General features: G+C 70.3%; 23 protein-coding genes. 15 read left to right on the forward strand and 8 right to left on the reverse strand.

What is annotated here, in order from left to right:
- Nucleotides 1-45: 45 nt before the first annotated feature.
- From AB0C28_RS12635 to AB0C28_RS12655, 5 genes are all read right to left on the reverse strand, one after another.
- Nucleotides 46-363: a hypothetical protein gene (locus tag AB0C28_RS12635; protein WP_106233884.1), complete on the reverse strand. Its 318-nt coding sequence runs from the start codon at nt 361-363 to the stop codon at nt 46-48.
- Nucleotides 364-377: 14 nt separating this feature from the next.
- A complete protein-coding gene (locus tag AB0C28_RS12640) occupies nt 378-842 on the reverse strand; it encodes a peroxiredoxin (RefSeq protein WP_358074133.1) in 465 nt (154 codons plus the stop codon).
- A gap of 28 nt (nt 843-870) precedes the next feature.
- Nucleotides 871-1,302 carry a DUF3052 domain-containing protein gene (locus AB0C28_RS12645; RefSeq protein WP_346111814.1) on the reverse strand — a complete coding sequence of 144 codons (432 nt, stop codon included), beginning with the start codon at nt 1,300-1,302 and terminating at the stop codon, nt 871-873.
- Nucleotides 1,303-1,419: 117 nt separating this feature from the next.
- Complete coding sequence (locus AB0C28_RS12650) at nt 1,420-1,827, reverse strand: secondary thiamine-phosphate synthase enzyme YjbQ (protein WP_346111813.1); 408 nt, start codon at nt 1,825-1,827, stop codon at nt 1,420-1,422.
- A 9-nt stretch (nt 1,828-1,836) separates the two neighbouring features.
- Entirely contained in the window at nt 1,837-2,019 is a 183-nt protein-coding gene (locus AB0C28_RS12655) for a DUF1918 domain-containing protein (RefSeq protein ID WP_346111812.1), read from the reverse strand.
- A 689-nt stretch (nt 2,020-2,708) separates the two neighbouring features.
- Here AB0C28_RS12655 and aceE point away from each other — a divergent pair.
- From aceE to AB0C28_RS12670, 3 genes are all read left to right on the forward strand, one after another.
- On the forward strand, nt 2,709-5,456 hold the full coding sequence (gene aceE, locus AB0C28_RS12660) for a pyruvate dehydrogenase (acetyl-transferring), homodimeric type (RefSeq protein WP_357843700.1): 2,748 nt from the start codon (nt 2,709-2,711) through the stop codon (nt 5,454-5,456).
- A 185-nt stretch (nt 5,457-5,641) separates the two neighbouring features.
- Nucleotides 5,642-7,138, forward strand: a complete 1,497-nt coding sequence (locus AB0C28_RS12665; RefSeq protein WP_358074136.1) for an alpha/beta hydrolase — start codon at nt 5,642-5,644, stop codon at nt 7,136-7,138.
- Nucleotides 7,139-7,148: 10 nt separating this feature from the next.
- Nucleotides 7,149-7,886 carry a maleylpyruvate isomerase family mycothiol-dependent enzyme gene (locus tag AB0C28_RS12670; protein WP_358074138.1) on the forward strand — a complete coding sequence of 246 codons (738 nt, stop codon included), beginning with the start codon at nt 7,149-7,151 and terminating at the stop codon, nt 7,884-7,886.
- 463 nt (nt 7,887-8,349) lie between these two features.
- Here the strand turns inward: AB0C28_RS12670 and AB0C28_RS12675 are convergent, their stop codons facing one another.
- Nucleotides 8,350-9,081 carry a YafY family protein gene (locus AB0C28_RS12675; RefSeq protein ID WP_346111808.1) on the reverse strand — a complete coding sequence of 244 codons (732 nt, stop codon included), beginning with the start codon at nt 9,079-9,081 and terminating at the stop codon, nt 8,350-8,352.
- Between the two features lie 264 nt (nt 9,082-9,345).
- On the reverse strand, nt 9,346-10,380 hold the full coding sequence (locus tag AB0C28_RS12680) for a PHP domain-containing protein (protein ID WP_358074141.1): 1,035 nt from the start codon (nt 10,378-10,380) through the stop codon (nt 9,346-9,348).
- A gap of 102 nt (nt 10,381-10,482) precedes the next feature.
- On the opposite strand from AB0C28_RS12680, the gene AB0C28_RS12685 reads away from it, so the two are divergent.
- The 9 genes from AB0C28_RS12685 to AB0C28_RS12725 all read left to right on the forward strand — a co-directional run bounded on the left by AB0C28_RS12685 (nt 10,483) and on the right by AB0C28_RS12725 (nt 18,794).
- A complete protein-coding gene (locus tag AB0C28_RS12685; RefSeq protein WP_357843687.1) occupies nt 10,483-10,977 on the forward strand; it encodes a hypothetical protein in 495 nt (164 codons plus the stop codon).
- 1 nt (nt 10,978) lies between these two features.
- Complete coding sequence (locus AB0C28_RS12690; protein WP_357843684.1) at nt 10,979-12,124, forward strand: glutathionylspermidine synthase family protein; 1,146 nt, start codon at nt 10,979-10,981, stop codon at nt 12,122-12,124.
- A gap of 40 nt (nt 12,125-12,164) precedes the next feature.
- Nucleotides 12,165-12,596, forward strand: a complete 432-nt coding sequence (locus AB0C28_RS12695; RefSeq protein ID WP_357843682.1) for a DUF350 domain-containing protein — start codon at nt 12,165-12,167, stop codon at nt 12,594-12,596.
- A gap of 112 nt (nt 12,597-12,708) precedes the next feature.
- On the forward strand, nt 12,709-13,827 hold the full coding sequence (locus AB0C28_RS12700; protein WP_357845269.1) for a helix-turn-helix domain-containing protein: 1,119 nt from the start codon (nt 12,709-12,711) through the stop codon (nt 13,825-13,827).
- Nucleotides 13,828-13,930: 103 nt separating this feature from the next.
- Nucleotides 13,931-14,827: an ACP S-malonyltransferase gene (locus AB0C28_RS12705; protein WP_357843679.1), complete on the forward strand. Its 897-nt coding sequence runs from the start codon at nt 13,931-13,933 to the stop codon at nt 14,825-14,827.
- Entirely contained in the window at nt 14,824-15,780 is a 957-nt protein-coding gene (locus AB0C28_RS12710) for a beta-ketoacyl-ACP synthase III (protein WP_357843676.1), read from the forward strand. Before AB0C28_RS12705 ends, AB0C28_RS12710 begins: the two co-directional genes overlap by 4 nt.
- A gap of 74 nt (nt 15,781-15,854) precedes the next feature.
- On the forward strand, nt 15,855-16,094 hold the full coding sequence (locus AB0C28_RS12715; RefSeq protein ID WP_106233862.1) for an acyl carrier protein: 240 nt from the start codon (nt 15,855-15,857) through the stop codon (nt 16,092-16,094).
- 42 nt (nt 16,095-16,136) lie between these two features.
- Nucleotides 16,137-17,369, forward strand: coding sequence for a beta-ketoacyl-ACP synthase II (gene fabF, locus AB0C28_RS12720; protein ID WP_357843672.1), 1,233 nt, complete (start codon nt 16,137-16,139; stop codon nt 17,367-17,369).
- Entirely contained in the window at nt 17,370-18,794 is a 1,425-nt protein-coding gene (locus AB0C28_RS12725) for a carboxyl transferase domain-containing protein (protein WP_357843670.1), read from the forward strand. It begins immediately after the preceding gene.
- A gap of 149 nt (nt 18,795-18,943) precedes the next feature.
- On the opposite strand, the gene AB0C28_RS12730 is transcribed toward AB0C28_RS12725, so the two are convergent.
- The gene (locus AB0C28_RS12730) at nt 18,944-19,438 is read right to left on the reverse strand and encodes a DUF3145 domain-containing protein (protein ID WP_357843667.1); all 495 of its coding nucleotides are present in this window, start codon (nt 19,436-19,438) and stop codon (nt 18,944-18,946) included.
- Nucleotides 19,439-19,613: 175 nt separating this feature from the next.
- On the opposite strand from AB0C28_RS12730, the gene AB0C28_RS12735 reads away from it, so the two are divergent.
- From AB0C28_RS12735 to AB0C28_RS12745, 3 genes are all read left to right on the forward strand, one after another.
- On the forward strand, nt 19,614-20,627 hold the full coding sequence (locus AB0C28_RS12735) for a S8/S53 family peptidase (RefSeq protein ID WP_358074144.1): 1,014 nt from the start codon (nt 19,614-19,616) through the stop codon (nt 20,625-20,627).
- Between the two features lie 72 nt (nt 20,628-20,699).
- Entirely contained in the window at nt 20,700-21,236 is a 537-nt protein-coding gene (locus AB0C28_RS12740; protein WP_357843661.1) for a sigma-70 family RNA polymerase sigma factor, read from the forward strand.
- A complete protein-coding gene (locus tag AB0C28_RS12745) occupies nt 21,233-21,685 on the forward strand; it encodes a hypothetical protein (protein WP_357843658.1) in 453 nt (150 codons plus the stop codon). Before AB0C28_RS12740 ends, AB0C28_RS12745 begins: the two co-directional genes overlap by 4 nt.
- Nucleotides 21,686-21,721 lie beyond the last annotated feature (36 nt).

Below are 21,721 nucleotides of genomic sequence, written 5' to 3' on the forward strand. Positions count from 1 at the left end.
CACAGCGCCGTACAGCCCCCGTGAGGCCCGTGAGGCGACGAGGACCTAAGCCCGTCCCAGGACCCTGTTGAGCGCCGCCTCGACCTCCGCCGAGAGTCCCGGCGGCGCCGTGACCGGAGCCGGGCCGAGGGTTTCCGAGGAGCGCGCCATCCGCACCGCCCCGCAGGAGCGGCATTCCACCTCTCCCAGCCGGCAGATCAGCGCCGTGGACCCGCACGTCGAGCAGGTGTCGAGGTCGAGGTCGTGCAGCCGTTGACAGTCCGGGCAGATCAGCACCTGAGACTCGTGGCGCACCCCGCGCTGCCACGGGCTGGCGCCGCGCACGGGGTCCGTCTGCCTGGCCCCGCAGCGGTAGCAGGGCATCCTTCCCTCCGAGGTCAAGAAATGTCGGCGAGTGCCTTGATGTAGTCGGCGACGTCACGTGCCGTGGAGATCGGATTGACCACCGACCACCGGATCACGCCCTCGCCGTCGATGATGAAGGTCCCCCGACGAGCAAGCCCCTTCGCCTCATCGAAAACACCGTACGCCTGCGCGACCTGTCCGTGTGGCCAGAAATCGGAGAGCAGCGCGAAGGTGTAACCCTCGCGATCCGCCCAGGCACGGTGGGTGAAGACGGAGTCGACGGACACGGTGAGCACCCGCGCCCCGGCGATCGGTTGATCGCGCAGGGCGGACAGTTCGCCGTGACAGATCCCGCTGAATGCGAGCGGGTAGAAGACCAGCACGACGTTTTCGCCCCGGAACTGAGACAGGCTCACCGGGGTGCCGTGCTGGTCCTGCAGCTCGAAATCCGGAGCCAGGGCGCCGACCTCGGCAGGATGTGCGTTCACAGGCACCATCCTGCCGTACGGCGGGCGCCTCGGGCTCCTACCGGCGGCTGCCCTTCGGCGGGACGAGCCTGGTCCCTGACCAGTCGGGTGCGGCGGAGATGCTGCTGGTCTGCGAGAGACCCGCGGTCGTGGAATCCTCCCCGATGTCGCTCGGCTCCACGTGACCGTCGCGACCGGCCTTGGGAGTCAGCAGCCAGATCTGGCCACCGTCGGCGAGTACTCGCATGGCGCTGGTGAGGACGTCGAAGAGGTCCCCGTCGCCGTCGCGCCACCACAGCAGCACGGCGTCGACGACGTCGTAGCTGTCCTCATCCAGCAGCTCGTTGCCGGTCAGGTTCTCGATCGACGAACGAAGCTCGTCATCGACGTCCTCGTCCCAACCGATCTCCTGCACCACCTGACCCGGCTTGAGGCCGAGTCGTTCGGCCAGGCCGCGCTCGCCCTGCGCCTGACCCGCGGTCGCGCTCACGTTTATCCCTCCTGCTTGAGTGGCCCCGCTTATGCGGTTTATCGCTTCGGCACAGTCCACACGCTGTGACCCTCAGTCGTCAACGGTCGCCACGGGTACGGCCGTAGTCGGCCAGAATCAATCAGACAAAAACGACAGGCGAACCTGGCGTTGCGGGTTGTCGACGTTCAGGTCGACGAGTGCGACGGATTGCCAGGTGCCCAGCGCCATTCGCCCGCCCAGCACGGGGATCGTGGCGTACGGCGGGATCAGGGCGGGCATCACGTGCGACCTTCCGTGGCCGCGCGAACCGTGGGCGTGGGCCCAGCGGTCGTCGGCGGGAAGAAGGTCACGCAGCGCCGCCAGCAGATCGTCGTCGCTGCCCGCGCCCAGCTCGAGCACGGCCACGCCGGCCGTGGCGTGCGGCACGAAGACGTGCAGCAAACCGTCCTCGCCCTGGGCCCGGACGAATTTCTCGCATTGTGGCGTGATGTTGTGCACCGTCTCTCGTGAACCGGTCGTCACGGAGATGATTTCTGATCTCACGGGCAAATCCTACTGATGCATCACCACGGCATCAGGACCCGGAAACACCAGCCCGGTGTGCCCGTCGTCGAAGCGCACCACGTATGGAGGCCCGCCGTCGGGGCCCTGGACCTCCGTGATTACTCCGACCCGGTCCCTTTCGCCGACGGTATTCCCATGCACCAGGAGCCGGTCTCCCACCGTCGCGTTCATATCTCCACATTGGTACGCCGAGGGCCCGAGGAAAAGAGGGCGGCGCAAGTTTTGCCCCTCCTGGTGGGTAAGAGAAAAAGATGACCGGATCGTTACGCTGCCGGGAGGTCACGTTTCGGCCTACGCGGCACACGGCGGCCCCGTCCGTGGCCGCCTCCGCGACCCGCGAGGCTCCCGGTCGGTGATGATCAACCCGCCGAGCCGGGCGACAGGTGGCCGACGGTGCCCGGTCGCTCCCTCTTGAAGGGGTACGGGTCTCCGTCCCGCGTCCTGAGCCGTTGAGCGGACCGCTGAAAGCTCACGGGCTCGGGGCGCCGCGGCCGCGTTCAGGGCCGTTCGACCAGGCACGACAGGCCCGCAGGGGGTGGGCACGAGGCAGGGCGGCTAGACTCGCCCGCCGCGGGTGAGAACCATCTTCCGCGGGGAGATCAAGCCTACGGAGGATACATCTCGGACAGCATGCGGATATGAGCGAAATTTCGTTCGTTTTCCTGTCTTGTTAAATTGCTCCCGCGATGTAACCTTTGGTGGCGATTCGTCCTACCATCGGTGGTCTAGGCCATCGGTAAGCCCCCTGCCAGCGGGGACACTCTGGTTACCGGCTAGTAGAGATGCGTTTTCTACGGCTAGCGACCAGGATGGAAGGCGACCCAGACCAGACATCAGTCCATCTCGGAAGGCGAGACCCAGTGGCTTCCGGACGCCAGCGATTCTCGATCATCAGCGACGGCCTACCCAGCCAGCTGCCTGATGTCGACCCCAGCGAGACCAACGAGTGGCTCGAGTCTCTCGACAACGTCGTCAAGACCGAGGGCCGCACCAGAGCCCGCTACCTCATGCTGCGCATGCTGGAACGGGCCCGCGAGCACCAGGTCGGCGTGCCGGGCCTGCGCAGCACCGACTACATCAACACGATCCCGCCGGAGCGCGAGCCGTGGTTCCCCGGTGACGAGCACGTCGAGCGCCGCATCCGCGCCTACATCCGCTGGAACGCGGCCATCATGGTGTCCCGGGCCAACGCCCGCACCAACGTCGGCGGCCATATCGCCACCTACGCCTCGGCCGCCTCGCTCTACGAGGTGGGCTTCAACCACTTCTTCCGCGGCAAGGACCACGGCGAGTCGGGCGACCAGGTCTTCTTCCAGGGCCACGCGGCCCCGGGCATCTACGCGCGCGCGTTCCTCGAGGGCCGCCTCAACGAGGCCCAGCTCGACGCGTTCCGGCAGGAGCTGTCGCAGGGCTTCCACGGCCTGCCCTCCTACCCGCACCCGCGGCTCATGCCCGATTTCTGGGAGTTCCCGACGGTCTCCATGGGCCTGGGCCCGATCGGCGCGATCTACCAGGCGCGGTTCAACCGCTACCTGCTCAACCGCCAGATCAAGGACACGAGCCGCAGCCACGTGTGGGCCTTCCTCGGCGACGGCGAGATGGACGAGCCCGAGTCGCTCGGCGCGATCGGCCTGGCCGCCCGCGAGGAGCTCGACAACCTGACGTTCGTGATCAACTGCAACCTGCAGCGGCTGGACGGCCCGGTACGCGGCAACGGCAAGATCATCCAGGAGCTGGAGTCCTACTTCCGCGGCGCCGGCTGGAACGTGATCAAGGTCGTGTGGGGCCGCGACTGGGACCCGCTGCTCGCGGCCGACGTCGACGGCGTGCTCGTCAACCAGATGAACACCACGCCCGACGGACAGTTCCAGACCTACTCGGTCGAGTCCGGCGGCTACATCCGCGACAACTTCTTCGGCGGCGACCCGCGCCTGCGCAAGATGGTCGAGCACCTGACCGATGACGACATCCGCAAGCTGTCGCGCGGCGGCCACGACTACCGCAAGGTCTACGCGGCCTTCAAGGCGGCCCGCGAGCACGTCGGCCAGCCGACGGTGATCCTCGCCCAGACCATCAAGGGCTGGACGCTGGGCAAGGACTTCGAGGCGCGCAACGCCACGCACCAGATGAAGAAGCTGACCAAGGCCGAGCTCAAGGAGTTCCGCGACCGGCTCTACCTGCCGATCCCGGACTCGGCGCTCGAGGGCGACCTGCCGCCGTACTTCCATCCGGGCGAGAACGACCCCGAGATCCAGTACATGAAGGAGCGCCGCGCCGCGCTCGGCGGCGTGCTGCCCAAGCGGGTCATCCGCGCCAAGCCGGTCAAACTGCCCGGCGACGAGGTCTACGGCACCTTCAGCAAGGGCTCGGGCAAGCAGCAGATCGCCACGACCATGGCGTTCGTCCGCCTGCTGAAGGACCTCATGCGCGACAAGGAGATCGGCCACCGGTTCGTGCCGATCATCCCCGACGAGGCGCGCACGTTCGGTCTCGACGCGATGTTCCCGACGGCCAAGATCTACTCGCCCCACGGGCAGACGTACGAGGCCGTCGACAGGGAGCTGCTGCTGTCGTACAAGGAGGCCACGCAGGGGCAGATCCTGCACGAGGGCATCAGCGAGTCGGGCTCGATGGCCTCGACGATCGCGGCCGGCACCGCCTACGCCACGCACGGCGAGCACATGATCCCGATCTACATCTTCTACTCGATGTTCGGGTGGCAGCGCACCGGCGACCAGATGTGGCAGATGGGCGACCAGATGGGCCGCGGCTTCCTGCTGGGCGCCACCGCGGGCCGCACCACGCTCAACGGCGAGGGGCTGCAGCACGAGGACGGCCACACGCCGCTCATCGCCTCGACCAACCCGGCGGCCGTCTCCTACGACCCGTCCTGGGCCTTCGAGGTCGCCCACATCGTCAAGGACGGCCTGCGCCGCATGTACGGCGACCGGCCCGAAGACGTCTTCTACTACCTGACCGTCTACAACGAGCCCTACCTGCAGCCGGCCCAGCCCGCAGACATCGACGTGCAGGGCCTGCTCAAGGGCCTGTACAAGTTCGCCGACGGCCCCCAGACGCCGGGCCCGAAGGCCAACATCCTGTCCTCCGGCGTGGCGGGCCCGTGGGCCATGGAGGCGCAGCGGCTGCTGGCGGAAGACTGGGGCGTGTCGGCCGACGTCTGGTCGGCGACGTCGTGGTCCGAGCTGCGCCGCGACGCCCTGGCGGCGGAGGAGTACAACCTGCTCAACCCCGAGGCCGAGCAGCGCGTGCCCTACGTCACCCAGGTGCTGTCCGGGGCGCGGGGCCCGTTCGTGGGCGTCAGCGACTACATGAAGGCGGTCCAGGACCAGATCGCGCAGTGGGTGCCGGGTGACTGGTCCTCGCTGGGCACCGACGGTTTCGGCCTGTCCGACACGCGCTCGGCGCTGCGCCGCCACTTCCACGTGGACGCGGCCTCGATCACGCTGGCCGTGCTGACCAGCCTGGTCAAGCGGGGCGAGCTCGACAGCGAGGTGCTGCGCGAGGCCATCGCCCGCTACCACCTCAAGAACGGCGTCACCGAGGCGGGCGGCGCCGAGAGCAACGACACCCAGTCGATGGGCGTCTGAGTCATCCGCCGACGGCGCTCCCGCGAATTAATCCGCGGGAGCGCCGTCATATTCGGCCGTCCGGGCCGTTGGGCCTGTGAGGCGGCACGTTCAGGAGGGGTACGTGCCGCCTCACCCCCGTATGGTGCGGGGTCACGTATTGTGGGCACTACTTCCCCCTGAAGACATGTGAGGGGAAGTTCGTCATGCGTCGCGTCATAGCCGCCACCCTGCTTCTGGCGGCCGCCGGCTGCTCCACCGCACCGGCCGAGCCCGCCACCGACTCCACGGCGGATCCCAGCAAGATCGCTTGGGGGCCCTGCACCGACATCCAGCGCCCGGACGGCGAGCCGCCGGCCAAGCAGGACGCCTCCGTACGGTGCGGCAAGCTCGCGGTCCCCCTCGACTACGCCAAGCCCGACGGGGAGCAGATCGACCTCGCGCTCATCAAGCTGCCGGCCACCGGCAAGGAGCAGAAGCTGGGCTCGGTGGTGTTCAACTTCGGCGGCCCCGGCGCCTCCGGCGTCGACACGCTCGACCAGGCCGGCAAGGCCCTCACCACGCTGCGCGCCCGCTACGACCTGGTCAGCTTCGACCCGCGCGGCGTCGAGCGCAGCTCCGGCGTGCGCTGCGGCGACGGCGCCGAGATGGACCGGTTCACCTCGCTCGACACGCTGCCGCCGAACGAGGCCACGCACAGGGCGCTGGAGGCGGCCAACAAGCAGTTCGCCGACCTCTGCCAGCGGGAGTCCGGCAAGATCCTGCCCTACATCGGCACCGCGAACGCCTCACGCGACATGGACCGCATCCGCGCCGCCCTGGGCGAGGCCAAGCTCAACTACGTCGGCATGTCGTACGGCACCCAGCTCGGCGGCGTCTACGCCACCCAGTTCCCCAAGAACGTGGGCCGCATGGTGCTCGACGCGCCGCTCGACCCCACGGTGACGTTCGAACAGCGCACGATCGCGCAGACGCGCGGCTTCCAGAAGGCGTATGAGAGCTTCCTGCGCGCCTGCGTCAAGAACACCTGCGACATCGGCAAGGACCAGGCCGCCGCCGACGCGAACGTCGGCCGGCTGATGAACCAGCTCACCGGCAAGCCGCTGCAGGTCAACGGCCGCGAGCTGACCCAGGGGCTGGCCGCGACCGGCGTGGCCGCCGCGCTCTACTCCGAGCTGACCTGGCCCTTCCTTGAGCAGGCGCTCAGCGAGGCGCTGCAGGGCCGGGGCGAGGCTCTGATGTACCTGGCCGACTCCTACACCGGCCGGGCCCAGGACGGCACCTACTCCACGCAGATGACCAGCTTCCCCGCCATCACCTGCGTGGACTCCACCGAACGCCCCGACCCGGCCGCGCTGCGGCGCACCGAGGCGGCGGCGCTGAAGATCTCGCCGCTGTTCGGCAGCGAGGGCTCGGGCGGGCTGTGCCGGGTCTGGCCGGCCAAGGGCAGCGACGAGGCCAGGCACGTGGACGCCACCGGGTCCGCGCCGATCCTGGTCGTGGGCGGCAAGGGTGACCCGGCCACCCCGTACGAGTGGGCGCCGAAGCTGACGGCCCAGCTCAAGACCGCGACGCTGGTCACGTACGAGGGCGAGGGTCACGGGGCGTACCTGTCGGGCAGCAAGTGCATCCAGGGGCTGGTGGACTCGTACCTGATCGACGGCAAGGTGCCGGACAAGGGCGCGAGCTGCCCTGCGGCCTAGTCTTGGCGGGGTGACGGACTACAGAGCACAGATCCAGTCGGAGACCGAGCGCCTCGCGGCCCTGGCCGGCGACCTGTCCGTCCCGGTGCCCACGTGCCCGGGATGGACGCTCGCCGAGCTGGTCACGCACGTCGGGCGGCTGCATCGCTGGGCGACGCACATGCTGCGCGGCCAGGTGCGCGAGCGCCTCTGGTCGCGGCAGGTGTCCGACGGCCTGCCCGAGGGCGCCACCGGTGACGCGGCCTGGCTCACCGCCGGCGCCGCCGAGCTGCTGGAGACGCTGGCGAGCACCGACCCGGACACCGAGGTGTGGACGTGGGGCCCGGACAACCGGGCGTCGTGGTGGCCGCGCCGCATGTTCTTCGAATCGCTGGTGCACCGGGCCGACGCCGAGCTCGCGCTCGGCATCGACCCGGAGATCCCGGCGGGAACCGCGATCGACGGCATCGAGGAATTCCTGCACAACCTGCCGTACGCCGCGTGGGTCACCCGGTCACTGGCCGGGCTCGGCCTGGAGGGGGCCACGATCCACCTCCACGCGAGCGACGCGGACGGCGAGTGGACCATCACGCAGGCTCCCGCCGGGAAGATCGAGTGGGCGCGCGGGCACGCCAAGGGCGACGCCGCCGTCAAGGGACCGGTGAGCGACCTGCTGCTTCTCCTCTACGGCCGCCGCTCCCCCGACGCCCTCACCGTGCACGGAGATCGCGAGCTCCTGGACCGCTGGCTGTCCACGGCCTCCCTCTGACCGCACCACACCACCGCTCCACGCCGCCGTCCGGGGGCGCCGTCCACGCCGCCCGCGCCCGATCAACGCGCCACGTAACCGCAGTGAGTCACCGCACCACATCACCCGGCCCGGGCCGCCGGCTCGCGGTGGCGCGATCCGGTGAGGCCCTGGACGCGCCGCCGCTCGGCGATCGGCGGCGTGTCCAGGGCGCGGGTGAGCCGCCTCCGGGACGTGATCCCGTACGCGGCCCTCTCGCCTGCCGGGTTGTTCGCGGGGAAGGCGCCAGCCCCGGCCGGCGAGACAGGTCGTTCACCTGCGCTCGGAGACTCCTGCGGACCTGCCTGAGCCGCCGCGCGGGCAGCCGGGGCCGGTGCCGGCGCCGTCGTCGATCACCGTATGGTCCATCCTCGTCTCTTTGCTTCTCGAACAAGTCAACGATCTAACGCATGGGCGACAACCCTATGTCGGTGTTTTCGAATCTTTAATCGAGCATCGTGCCGTGCACGACCATCTCGGGCACCTCGGAGGCGAAGCCTTCGAGCGGCCGATCGGGGCAGCGTTCGGCGGTGACGGTGGCGGCGGCGATGCGATCGAGCCTGAAGACCCGGACGTCGTCGCGCAGCCGGCACCACGCCACGAGATACCAGAACCCGCCCCTGCCGCCCAGGAACACCCCCGGCTCCACGTCACGCGAGGTCAGCGCGCCCTTGGCATCGGCGTAGTCGAGCCTGAGCACCCGGCGGCGCAGCAGCGCCTCCTCGATGGCACGCGAGATGCCCTCGCCGCCCAGCGGCCTGATCGGCTCGACGCCCTGCTCGGGCGGCAGCTTGACCAGCTGCACCCGCCGGGCCAGCTCTCTGGCCAGATCTCCCTCGGGGCCCGGCATCGCGGCCACCACCTTGCGTAACGCGCTGCGCGCCTGCCGGCCGAACGGCTGGTCGCCGGCCCGGCTGAGCGCCACCGCGATGGCCACCGCCTCGGCCGGGCTGAAGTTGAGCGGGGGCAGGGACATCTTCTTGTCGATCGCGTAACCGCCCTTGCGCCCCGGCTCGGCGTAGATGGGCACGCCCGACTCCTGCAACGCGGTGATGTCGCGCTCGATCGTGCGCACGCTCACCTCGAACCGCGCGGCGAGCTCGCGGGCGGAACGGTGGCGGGGCGCGATGGCGCGCAGGTCTTCGACGAGCGCGTAGAGCCGGTCGGTACGGTTCACAGCCGAGACGCTACGCGCCGCCACCGACAATCGCGGGCCCGCGGACGGCCCCGGGAACACCCCCGTAACCCCGCGGCCACAGGGATCTCACGCTCCGGCGAGTGCCGGCGACCAATTACGGCGGCACACGATTCGCGCCGCCTTTCCCCCAGCGCAAACGAGGCCCCATTTTCCACGAACCCACCCCCGGCCCGCCCCGAGCCCGCACGAGCCGACCGCACGAGCCAGCCACCCGGGACCAACGCCCGGACAAAGCTCGGCCGGTCAGCCCGCGTCACGCTTCCCCGTCCACTCGATCAGCCGATCGAGCGGCCACGTGTTGACGATCCGCTCCGCTTCGATCCCGCACCGCGCGGCCCGCTCGCACCCGTTCCGCTGCCAGTCGAGCTGCCCCGGCGCGTGCGCGTCGGAGTCGATCGCGAACACGCACCCCATCTCGTACGCCAGCCGCATCAGCCGCTTGGGCGGGTCCAGCCGGTCCGGCCTGGAGTTGACCTCGACCGCGACCCCGAACCGCCGGCACGCCTCGAAGACCAGCTCCGCCTCGAACTCCGACTCCGGCCGCTTCTCGCCCCGCTTCCCGCCCGCCTGCACGACCCGCCCCGTGCAGTGCCCCAGCACGTCGACCAGGGGGTTCGCCACGGCGGTGACCATCCGCCTGGTCATCTCCTCGCCGCCCATCCTGAGCTTGGAGTGCACGCTGGCCACCACCACGTCGAGCCGTTCCAGCAGCTCGGGCCGCTGGTCCAGGGAGCCGTCCAGGTTGACGTCCACCTCGATCCCGGTCAGGATCCGGAACGGCGCCAGCCGTTCGTTCAGCTTGGCCACCACGTCGAGCTGCCGCTCCAGCCGCTCGGCCGACAGGCCCTTGGCCACGGTCAGGCGGGGCGAGTGGTCGGTCAGCGCCCAGTACTCGTGCCCGAGCGCCATCGCCGCCTCGGCCATCTCCTCGATCGGCGAGCCGCCGTCGGACCAGTCGGAGTGGCTGTGCAGGTCGCCCTTGAGCGCGGCGCGCAGCGCCGCCGTCTCCTCGTCCAGCTCCACCCCGGCAGTTGCCCGCATTCGCCGCAAATACGTTGGAACCTCACCGGCGAGAGCTTCGTTGACCACCAATGCGGTGACCTTGCCGATGCCCGGGAGGTCGCCGAGTCCGCCCGTGCGGGCCAGCCGCCCGAGCTCGCCCTCGGGCAGGTCGGCGACGACCGCCGCGGCCCGGCGGAAGGCACGCACGCGATAGGCGGGCTCTCCGGCGCGCTCCAACAGGAAGGCGATCTCGCGCAGGGCATCAACCGGATCCATGCGCTGATTCTTACCCAAACCGATGACAACAGGCAGGCAGTACGGATTGAACGCGTGCAAGGGCCCCCGATAGGCTCTTGGGCCGACGAAAGCAGGAGCTAGATGGCACCACCGCCCCACGAAGAGGCGTCCCCGCGTAAGTCGTCCAAGGCCGTTCCACTGGCCGTGCTCGGCGTGCTGTCCCTGACGCTGGTCGGCATCTGGGCGATCTCGGAGTCCGACGACGACGACGTCACCGCAGACTGCGTCATGCTCGTAGAAGACGACTTCTCCACCACCACGACCCCCACCCCGACTCCGGCCCTGACCGCCACCGACGCCCCGACCGGCAGCCCCACGCCGACGACCAGCACCTCCGCGCCCCCGTCCGGCAGCTACCAGGTCGTCGACGACGACTACTGCGACGACGACTCCAGCCGCTACTACGGCACCGGCCACTCCCGCGGCGCCTACGTCTGGTACTACGGCGGCACGAGGATCGGCAGCCGCGTCCACCGCGGCACCACCTACCGACCCTCCGACGTGAACATCAGCAGCCGCTCCGGCAAGTCGATCCAGCGCGGCGGGTTCGGCAGCCGCACGAGCAGCGGGAGCTGACGTGCGCCGCGAGCACCACCCGCCCAGGGACGGCTGGGAGAAGACGATCGAGGGCCAGGGCCTGGCCTACCACCGAGCCGCCCACCCCTCCGGGCTGAGCCGGCCCTATTGGGACGAGTCCGTGCACTACGTCTTCTCCATGGAGGAGGTCGAGTCGCTGGAGGAGCAGGTCGAGGAGCTCCACCGCATGTGCCTGGACACCGTCGAGCACGTCGTCTCCACCGGCCGCTTCGCCGACTTCGCCCTGCCCGAATGGGTGTGGGAGGACGTGACGCGCTCGTGGGAGCGCCGCGACCCCCATGTCTACGCTCGCTTCGACCTGCGCTACGACGGCACCGGCCCGGCCAAGCTGCTGGAGTACAACGCCGACACGCCGACGGCGCTGGTGGAGTCGTCCGTCGTGCAGTGGTTCTGGCTGCAGGACGTCTTCCCCGGCGGCGACCAGTGGAACTCGGTGCACGAACGGCTCGTCGAGCGCTGGCGCGAGCTGACCCTGCCGCCCGGCCCCACCTACTTCGCCTTCACCAACATGGACGAGACGGGCGAGGAGGGCATGACGGTCGCCTACCTCCAGGAGACCGCCGAGCAGGCCGGCCTGCCGACGATGGCCATCGCCATGGAGGACATCGGCTGGGACGCGCTCAACCGCCACTTCGCCGACCTGGGCGGGGAGATGATCCGCTCGGTGTTCAAGCTCTATCCGTGGGAGTGGATGCTGGACGACGACTTCGGCCGCCACGCCGTACGCCACTCCACCTGGATCGAGCCCCTGTGGAAGACGCTGCTGTCCAACAAGGCGCTGCTGGCGATTCTCTGGGAGCGCAACCCGGGCCATCCCAACCTGCTGCCCGCCTACCTCGACGGCCCCCGCGAGCTGACCTCGTACATCGCCAAGCCGCTGCTCGGCAGGGAGGGCGCCTCGATGCGCATCGTCACTCCCGAGACGACGCACGAGACGCCCGGCGCCTACGGTCAGGAGGGCTACGTGTTCCAAGGGTTCGAGGCCCTGCCCGCGTTCGAGGGGCAGCGGCCGGTGCTCGGCGCCTGGGTGGTCGCCGACGAGTCCGCCGGGCTCGGCATCAGGGAGACCACCGGGCTCATCACCGACGACACCTCTTCCTTCGTCCCCCATCGCATCGCCGACTGACGTCCACCCCCGTGCACACCTCCCGTGATTGGAACCCGACGTGACCCTTCTCGAAACCCTCGCCCGCGGCGCGGGAGCCATCGCCGCCTACGCCGCCGTCGGCGTGATCCTGATGATCGTCGGCTTCTACGTGATCGACTGGGCCACGCCCGGCAAGCTGAGCGAGGTCATCCGCACCGAGCGCAACCCCAACGCCACGCTGCTGGCCACCTCAGCCCTGGCCGCCGTGGGCCTGATCGTGGCCGCCTCCATCTGGGCCTCGGGCGGCCGGCTGACCGAGGGCCTGGCGGGCACCGCGGTGTTCGGCCTGGTCGGCATCGTGGTCCAGACGGTGGCGATGCTGCTGTTCGATCGGATCGTCGGCATCTCCGTACGCGATCTGGTCCAGGAGCGCGAGCTGCAGCCGGGCGCCCGGCTGCTGGCGGTGACCCATCTCGCGATCGGCCTGATCACCGCCGTGGCCGTGATCTAGCCCTGATCCAGACCGGCGATAACCGCCGTTCCGGTCATCCTGAGGGACCTGGCACTCTAGAGGCGTGACAGACCGGACCAGGGAGGACACCACGCGCAGGCTCGAGCGGGCCATGGGCTCGCTCGGCACGGCGGCGATGGCCCGCATGGACGAGCAGTTGCCGTGGTTCCGCGCCCTCAGCGCCGAGGACCGGTCGTGGGTGGGGCTCGTGGCGCAGGCCGGGATCGCCGCGTTCGTCGAGTGGTTCCAGCAGGCGGGCAGAGACACCCCCAGCATCGAGTTCTTCGGCACCGCGCCACGTGAGCTCAAGCGGTCGATCTCGCTGCAGCAGACCGTCGACATCGTCAGGGTCGTCGTCGAGGTGGTCGAGGCTCAGGCCCACGAGCTGGCCGCCCCCGGCGGCGAGGAGCAGTTGCAGCAGGCCATGCTCCGCTACACGCGCGACGTGGCCTTCGCCGCCGCCCACGTCTACGCCCGCGAGGCCGAGGCCAGGGGCTCGTGGGACGCGCGGCTCGAAGCGCTGATCGTGGACGCCCTCGTCCGCGGCGAGGTGGACGACGGGCTCCACTCCTGGGCCGCCGCGCTCGGCTGGACCTCCTCCCCCGTGGTCGTCATCGCCGGCCACGCGCCCGACGACGACCCACGCGCGGTCATCGACGGGCTGCGCGAGAAGGGCCGCCGCATCGGCATGGACCTGCTGGCCGGGGTGCAGGCCGACCGGCTGATCGTGATCGTCGGCGGCGCCGGCAGCGTCAACGACGCGGCCAAGCAGGTGGTGGCCCGCTTCGGCGTGGGGCCGATCGTCATCGGCCCCGAGGTGCCCGACCTGCACGCCGCCGCCAGGTCGGCCAGGGCCGCGCTGGCCGGGCTCAAGGCGTCGTGCGGCTGGCCGGACGCGCCCAGGCCGGTGCACGCCGAGGACCTGCTGGCCGAACGGGCGCTCGACGGCGACATCGACGCCAGGGAGCAGCTCATCGAGAACGTCTACCTGCCGCTGGCGGGCACGCCGCTGCTCGACACGCTGGCGACGTACCTGGAGCAGGGCACCTCGCTGGAGGCGACGGCGCGGCTGCTGTTCGTGCACCCCAACACCGTGCGCTACCGGCTCAAGAAGATCACCGAGCTGACCGGCTACCAGCCGACCGAGGGCAGGTCCGCCTTCACTTTGCAGGTGGGCCTCATCCTGGGCCGGCTCTCGGAAAGTGCCGTAACCTGGCATGCTCTAACGTAATGCCGCCGAAATCCCCACTGTAGGGTTCCTACAAATCACCCCGGACAAAGTTCGTACGGATCTCTATCCGCGTGTCGGAGTTCTACAGGGCAAGGTGGATTTTGTGCTTGTACTCGTCGCCCCGGGCCAAGGTGCCCAAACACCGGGCTTCCTGACACCCTGGCTTGAGCTGCCCGGTCTGGCCGACAGACTCGGCGCCTGGTCGGAGGTCGTCGGGCTCGATCTGGTCTCCTACGGCACCACGGCCGACGCCGACGAGATCCGCGACACCGCCGTCGCGCAGCCCCTGCTCGTGGCCGCCGCGCTGGCCTCCGCCGAGGCCCTCGGCGCGGCCCCCGACGTGCTGGCCGGCCACAGCGTCGGCGAGTTCGCCGCCGCCGCCCTGGCCGGGGTGATCACGCCGGAGCAGGCGCTCGGCCTGGTCCGCGACCGGGCCCAGGCCATGGCCAAGGCCGCCGCCGTCACCGAGACCGGGATGACCGCCGTGCTCGGCGGCGTCGAGGAAGAGGTGCTGGCCGCCCTGGAGAAGCACGGGCTGACCCCCGCCAACATCAACGGCGCCGGGCAGATCGTGGCGGGCGGCACGCTGGAGCAACTGGCGGCGTTCAAGGAGGACCCGCCGGCCCGTGCCCGGCTCATCCCGCTGTCCGTCGCGGGCGCCTTCCACACCTCTCACATGGCTCCGGCCGTGGAGAGCCTGCGCGAGGCCGCCGCCGGCGTCGCGCCCGCCGACCCGGCGATCACGCTGCTGTCCAACGCCGACGGGCAGGCGGTCGCCACCGGCGCCGACTTCGTCCAGCGGCTGGTCAAGCAGGTCAGCAGCCCCGTCCGGTGGGACGCCTGCATGGAGACCATGGCCGGGCTCGGCGTCACGAAGATGATCGAGCTGCTGCCCGGCGGCACACTGACCGGCCTGGCCAGGCGCGGCTTGCGCGGCGTCCAGACCGTGGCGTTGAAGACCCCAGACGACCTCGACGCGGCCAGGGAGCTGATCAAGTGAAGATCCCCGACATCGCCTCCGGCAGCAAGGTGCTGGCGCTCGGCCACTACCAGCCCGCCAACGTGGTCACCAACGACGACCTGGCCAAGACCATGGACACCAACGACGCGTGGATCCAGTCGCGGGTGGGCATCAAGGAGCGCCGGATCGCCCCCGACGGCGAGTCGGTCGAGGACATGGCCACCATCGCCGGAGGCAAGGCGCTGGCCGCCAGCGGCCTGTCCCCCGACGACATCGACCTGGTCATCGTGGCCACCTGCACGCTCGAGAGCCAGATCCCCAACGCCTCCGCCGTCGTGGCGCACCGCCTGGGCATCAACTCGCCCGGCGCGTTCGACGTCAACGCGGCCTGCGCGGGCTTCTGCTACGCGCTCGGCACCGCCAACGCGACCATCCGCGCGGGAGCGGCCAGAAACGCGCTGGTCATCGGCGCGGAGAAGCTGTCGCAGTGGATCGACTGGACCGACAGGTCGACCGCGGTGATCTTCGCCGACGGCGCCGGAGCCGCCGTGGTCGGCCCGTCCGAGACGCCCGGCATCGGCCCCGTGGTCTGGGGCAGCTCCGGCGACAAGTCCGAGGCGATCAGCATCAAGGACCGTCACGACCACCTCTACCAGGAGGGCCAGACGGTCTTCCGGTGGGCGACCACCGCGCTGCACCCGGTCGCGCTCGAGGCCTGCGCCAAGGCGGGCGTGGACCCGTCGGAGCTGGCCGCGTTCGTGCCGCACCAGGCCAACCTGCGCATCATCGAGTCCATCGCCCGTAAACTGGGCGCCGACAAGGCCGTCATCGCCCGTGACATCGTCACCGCGGGCAACACCTCGGCCGCCTCCATCCCGCTGGCGCTCTCGCGCATGCTGGAGCGTGGCGAGGTTCGCTCGGGTGACCTGGCACTGGTGCTCGGGTTCGGCGCGGGTCTGACCTACGCCGGTCAAGTGATCGAGATTCCCTAGAATCCGCTCGCTTCCTTCATGCTTGCGCGGCACCGTCCGCGCAGAACCCAGAAAACCAAAGGAGAACTAGCGACATGGCTGCCACCGAGCAGGACATCCTCGAGGGCCTCGGCAAGATCATCAACGAGATCACGGGCATTCCGGCCTCCGAGGTGACCCCCGAGAAGAACTTCGTGGACGACCTCGACATCGACTCCCTGTCCATGGTCGAGATCGCCGTGGCCGCCCAGGACGAGTTCGGCGTCGAGATCCCCGACGACCAGCTCAAGAACCTGAAGACGGTCAAGGACGTCCTCACCTACATCCAGAACTGATCTCGTCACCACAACTGACCATCTAGCGAGGAGCGCGAAAACGTGAGTGCGAACCGGGTACGTGTCGTCGTCACCGGGCTTGGCGCGACGACGCCCGTCGGTGGAGACGTCACCTCGACCTGGACGGCGCTCCTAGCCGGTCAGTCGGGTGTCGAGACCCTCACCACGGACTGGATCGACACCGTCCCCGTGAAGTTCGCGGGGACGGCCGCGGTCGATCCGGCCGGGGTGCTGCCCCGTCCCGAGGCCCGCCGCCTCGACCGCAGCGAACAGTTCGCCCTGGTCGCCTCCAGGGAGGCCTGGCAGGACGCCGGCGCCCCCGAGGTCGCGCCCGAGCGGCTGGGCGTCGTGGTCTCCAGCGGTATCGGCGGCATCTCGACGACGCTCACGGCGTACGACACCTATCGCGAGCGCGGCTGGAACCGGCTCTCGCCGTTCACCGTGCCGATGCTCATGCCCAACGGCCCGGCCGCCTGGATCGGTCTCGACCTGGGCGCCCAGGCCGGTGTGCACGCCACGGTGTCGGCGTGCGCGTCCGGCGCCGAGGCCATCGGCTACGCGATGGACATGATCAGGGCCGGTCGCGCCGACGTCGTCGTCGCCGGCGGCACCGAGGCCGCCATCCACGGCCTCAACATGGCGGCCTTCGCCGCCGCGCGGGCCATGTCCCAGCGCAACGACGACCCGCAGGGCGCCTCACGCCCGTGGGACCGCGACCGCGACGGATTCGTCCTCGGTGAGGGCGCCGGCATCGTGGTCCTGGAGTCGGAAGAGCACGCCAGGGCGCGCGGCGCGCGCATCTACGCCTACTGCTCGGGCATCGGCTACTCCGCCGACGCCCACCACATCACCCAGCCCGAGCCCGAGGGCCGGGGTCAGATCATGGCGATGACGCAGGCGCTCACCGACGCCGACATCACCGGGCTCGACGTCAAGCACGTCAACGCGCACGCCACCTCGACTCCCGCCGGTGACGTCGGCGAGGTGCAGGCGGTGGCCAAGGCCATCGGCAACCACCCGCTGGTCACCTCGACCAAGTCCATGACCGGCCACCTGCTCGGCGGCGCGGGCGGCATCGAGTCCGTCTTCACGATCAAGGCTCTGCAGGAGCGGATCGTCCCACGCACGATCAACGTCGACAACCTCGACGACGGCATCGACGTGGACCTCGTCTACGGCGCGAATCGCAAGCTGCCGGACGGCGACATCGCCGCGGTCAACAACTCGTTCGGATTCGGCGGGCACAACGTGGCCGTCGTGTTTAAGGGGGCATGAATGACCGTGCTCGACAATCGGGTGGTGAGCGACGGCTCCGAACAGGAGCCCCTCGATCCCCGGCATCCAGTCGTCCGCATGTCGGCGCTCCTCGACGAGGGCTCCCTGCGGCTGATCACTCCTGAGGACAGAAGCGGCGTCTTGGCCGCCATGGGCCGGGTCGAGGGCGTTCCCGTCGTCGTCTTCTGCAGCGACGCGCGCTTCCAGGGCGGCGCGATGGGCAGCGAGGGCTGCGAGCACATCGTGCACGCCTACGACGTGGCGGTCCGCGAGCGGGTGCCGGTCATCGGCATCTGGCACTCCGGCGGCGCGCGCATCCCCGAGGGCGTCGAGTCGCTCCACGCGGTCGGCCGGGTCTTCGCCGCCATGACCAAGGCGTCCGGCGTCGTGCCGCAGATCTCCGTGGTCGTCGGCCCCGCCGCCGGCGGGGCCGCCTACGGGCCCGCGCTCACCGACCTCGTCATCCTGGCCGACTCCGGCCGCATCTTCGTCACCGGTCCCGACGTCGTGCGCAGCGTCACCGGCGAAAACGTCGACAGCGCCTCCCTGGGCGGCCCCGAGCCGCACAGCAAGCGCAGCGGCGTCGTGCACATCGTGACCAAGTCCGAGACCGACGCCTACGTCAGGGCACGCCAGCTCGCCACGCTGCTCGGCCACCAGGGCCGGGTGCGCACGGGCGAGGTGGAGGAGGTCGACTTCTCGACCCTGCTCCCCGAGTCCGCGCGCCGGGCATACGACGTCAAGCCGCTGGTCAACGGCCTGCTCGACGAGCCCGGTCTTGAGCTGCACCCCAAGTGGGCGCCCAACATCGTGACCACGCTCGGCCGGCTCGGCGGCCGGACGGTCGGCGTCATCGCCAACAACCCGATGCGGCTGGGCGGCTGCCTCGACGCCACGTCCGCCGAGAAAGCTGCCCGCTTCGTGCGTATGTGTGACGCTTTCGGGGTGCCGTTGGTTGTCCTCGTGGACGTTCCCGGTTACCTGCCGGGTGTCGGGCAGGAGCACGACGGCGTGGTCCGGCGCGGGGCCAAGCTGCTGCACGCCTTCGCCGAGGCGTCGGTGCCGCGGGTCACGCTGGTCACGCGCAAGGCGTACGGCGGGGCGTACATCGCGATGAACTCCCGCGCCCTCGGCGCGACCAAGGTGTTCGCCTGGCCGACCACCGAGGTGGCGGTCATGGGCGCGGTGGCCGCGGTGCGCATCCTCAAGCGGCGCGAACTCGCCGCCGCGCCCGATGACGAGCGGGCCGAGCTGGAGCAGCGCCTGGCCGATGAGCACACCAAGCTCGCCGGCGGGCTGGAGCGGGCGCAGGAGCTGGGGGTCATCGACGAGGTGATCAAGCCCGCGGAGACGCGCGGCGCCATCGCCAAGGTCCTCGCCCAGGCCACCCCCGCCAGGGGCGCCCACGGGAACATCCCGCTGTAACGACACGTCTCGCACCGCTCGGGCCCGCACCTGTTTCACCAGGTGCGGGCCCGTCGGCGTTCAGGGGGTCGGCGCGTACGACATTTTGGGCATAGACGGCGTGTGTCCGGCGCATACGGCATTTCGGGCGCCGCGTGCAGCCAGCGGACTCAGACGGCCGCGTGCAGCCAGCGGACCGGCGCGCCGTCGCCGGCGTACCTGAACGGCTCAAGCTCCTCGTCCCAAGGTCTGCCCAGCATCTTGTCCAGCTCGTCCTCCAGCACGCACCGCCCCTGCGCCGCCATCATCATCGCGGCGCGCAGCCGGTCCTCGGGGATCATGATGTCGCCGGCCACGCCGATGACCGCCGTGAAGGCGCCGAGCGTCGGCGTGTAGGCATGCCGGGAGCCGTCGACGCCGGGTGAGGCGTCTTCGGTGATCTCGAATCTCAGGCGCTGCCAGCCCATGAGGGAGGAGGCGATGCCCGCCGCGATTCCGGCCCGCCCCTCCCACTCCGCCTGTGCGCGCACGACGTTGGGCGCGGCGGGTTGCGGAGTCCACGTCAGGTCTACGGGCACGCCAAGGACACCCGCGACTGCCCATTCGATGTGAGGGCACAGCGCGGGCTGAGCCGAGTGGACGTAAAGGACGCCACGAGCAGACACCGGACCTCCCGTTTCGGTACGAGGTGCGCCTTCCCCAACGGCCTCGTATCGGGATGATCACAAGTGACTAGGGAGAGACTACCGTCGGTCGCAATCCGACACCAGAGGGGGGCCATACCAAGTTGGTGCGGGAGTGGCGGGTGACAGTTCGCCCTCGGCGGAAAGATAACCGCTCATGGAAATGCAATCTGTCGGCGAGGCGTACATCCGCCCAGGTCAGATCCTGACGGACCGGACCTCCCTCGCCGCCGCGTCGCGCTGGACCCAGGCGGTCTCGGAGGCGGACGGAGTCTGCGTCGTCCACCTGACTCCGGGCTCCGACCCCTGCGAGGTCACCGCCGAACTCCGCGACCAGGGCCTGCGGGCCTCCCCCAACCACGTCCTGCGCGGCCAGCCCCTGTTCTTCGGCGGCCCCGCGTCCAGGCCCTTCCCCGCCGAGCCGATCGGCCTCAAACGGTCCAGATCCCGCTCCGACGTCGTCGTGGGCCTGCTCGACACCGGCGTGGCCAAGCACCCGTGGTGGTCCGGCAGCGACTGGTACGCCCGCCTCTCCCCCGAGGACGCGGACGCCGCCGAGGGCTCGCAGGCCGGGCACGGCACGTTCATCGCGGGCCTGCTCACGCGCCTGGCGCCCGGCGCGGCGCTGAGCGTGCACCGGGTGCTGGACGGCGACGGCCTCGGCGACGAGGCGAGCATCGTGCGCGCGCTGAACCGCCTGCGCGAGCACCCCCCGCACGTGCTCAACCTCTCCTTCGGCGGCCACACCTTCGACGACCGGCCGCCGCCCCTGCTGTCGGACGCCATCGCCGGCCTGACGAACACGGTGACCGTCGCCTGCGCCGGCAACACCGCCTCCGACCGGCCGTTCTGGCCCGCCGCGCTGCCGTTCGTGGTAGGCGTGGCGGCCGTGGACGCCACCGAGCGGCACCGCGCGCCCTACTCCGGCTACGGCACCTGGGTGGACGCGTGCGCCAGGGGCGACTGGCTGACCAGCAGCTATCTGGACACGGGCGAGTACGGCGGGTACGCGGCGTGGAGCGGCACGTCGTTCGCGACGGCGCTGGTGGCCGGCACCATCGCCGAGGCCGCCGCCCGCGAGCCGGCCAAGGAGTGGATCAGGCGCGTCCTCGAGTCCGGGGAGACCCGCGAAATTGCCGATCTGGGGGTTCTCTTCCCGGCGAGTCTGTAGAGTTTACGCTCAGTCCCCGGTCAATCACGAGGAGGCATGATCGCCAATCCGTGCCGGTGGAGAGGAGGCCGTATGCGTGATCCCCGCGAGCCCGCGGAGTTGCTGATGGCCGCCGCCGACGGCGACAGATCGGCCTGGGACGAGCTCGAACACCGGTTCGGGCCGCGTATGTGGGCGGTGGCCCGCGCGTGCGGCCTGGACCCGGCGGACGCGGCGGACGCCGTCCAGGGTGCCTGGCTCCGCCTGCTCCAGCATCTCCACGACCTCAGGGATCCGGCGAGGGTGGGCGGCTGGCTCACGACGACCGTGCGGCGCGAGGCCATGCTGATCCTGAGGAAAGAGCGGCCGGGCGCCTCGTCCTTCGAGATCGTCGACGATCCCGACCCCGCCGCGGCCGTCCTGGAGGCCGACGGCCGGCGCACGCTCTGGCAGACGGTCTCCGCCCTGCACGAACCCTGCCGCTCGCTCCTCCAGTTGGTCGCCATCGATCTGGGAAACCAGCAGGTGGCGGCCCGGCTCGGGCTGCCCACGGGCAGCGTCGGCCCGACCAAGGCCCGCTGCCTGGAAAAACTGCGCACTCTGCTCTCACTACAGGAGACAGCGCAATGATCAACGACGAATACTTTTTGGCGGCCCTCCGGCTGAGCTCGGGCAACGATCCGATCCCCGGCCCGGTGTCCGCCGCCGCCCGCGACGCCTATCGGCTCCGGGTCCCACGGGCGGTGACCGCCGCCTACGCCGAGTCCGCCACGATCCGCGGGGTCCGCGACGACGACAGCTCCCATCTGGTGCGCTTCGTCTCGGCCGGGGTCACCTTCGACCTGGAGGTGACGGAGGGCGACGGGCTCATCGACGTGGCCGGGCTCATCTCCCCCTATCCGGGAGAGGGGGCGCTCGTCGATGTCAGATCACCGCACATGACCCTCACCCGACGCATCGGCCAGACCGGCCACTTCGTCGCCACCGGGCTGCCGCCGGGCTGGCTCAGCATCGTGTGCCACCGGCCCGGTCACGCGCCCATCCAGACGGCCTGGGTACGCATCCGGCCCCGCCCCTAGCCCGTTCCCGATCTTGATCTACCGCAGCCGTACGGC

The sequence above is a fragment of the Nonomuraea sp. NPDC048892 genome, from assembly GCF_040649735.1.
GTDB classification, from domain to species: domain Bacteria; phylum Actinomycetota; class Actinomycetes; order Streptosporangiales; family Streptosporangiaceae; genus Nonomuraea; species Nonomuraea maheshkhaliensis.

What these genes read in the sequence shown, in the direction of transcription:
- AB0C28_RS12745 (WP_357843658.1), top strand. Translation starts at nt 21,233, where the DNA reads ATGATCAACGACGAATACTTTTTGGCGGCCCTCCGGCTGAGCTCGGGC.
- AB0C28_RS12680 (WP_358074141.1), bottom strand. Translation starts at nt 10,380, where the DNA reads ATGGATCCGGTTGATGCCCTGCGCGAGATCGCCTTCCTGTTGGAGCGC.
- AB0C28_RS12735 (WP_358074144.1), top strand. Translation starts at nt 19,614, where the DNA reads ATGGAAATGCAATCTGTCGGCGAGGCGTACATCCGCCCAGGTCAGATC.
- AB0C28_RS12665 (WP_358074136.1), top strand. Translation starts at nt 5,642, where the DNA reads ATGCGTCGCGTCATAGCCGCCACCCTGCTTCTGGCGGCCGCCGGCTGC.
- AB0C28_RS12725 (WP_357843670.1), top strand. Translation starts at nt 17,370, where the DNA reads ATGACCGTGCTCGACAATCGGGTGGTGAGCGACGGCTCCGAACAGGAG.
- AB0C28_RS12700 (WP_357845269.1), top strand. Translation starts at nt 12,709, where the DNA reads ATGGGCTCGCTCGGCACGGCGGCGATGGCCCGCATGGACGAGCAGTTG.
- AB0C28_RS12635 (WP_106233884.1), bottom strand. Translation starts at nt 363, where the DNA reads ATGCCCTGCTACCGCTGCGGGGCCAGGCAGACGGACCCCGTGCGCGGC.
- AB0C28_RS12685 (WP_357843687.1), top strand. Translation starts at nt 10,483, where the DNA reads ATGGCACCACCGCCCCACGAAGAGGCGTCCCCGCGTAAGTCGTCCAAG.
- AB0C28_RS12655 (WP_346111812.1), bottom strand. Translation starts at nt 2,019, where the DNA reads ATGAACGCGACGGTGGGAGACCGGCTCCTGGTGCATGGGAATACCGTC.
- AB0C28_RS12740 (WP_357843661.1), top strand. Translation starts at nt 20,700, where the DNA reads ATGCGTGATCCCCGCGAGCCCGCGGAGTTGCTGATGGCCGCCGCCGAC.
- AB0C28_RS12715 (WP_106233862.1), top strand. Translation starts at nt 15,855, where the DNA reads ATGGCTGCCACCGAGCAGGACATCCTCGAGGGCCTCGGCAAGATCATC.
- AB0C28_RS12640 (WP_358074133.1), bottom strand. Translation starts at nt 842, where the DNA reads ATGGTGCCTGTGAACGCACATCCTGCCGAGGTCGGCGCCCTGGCTCCG.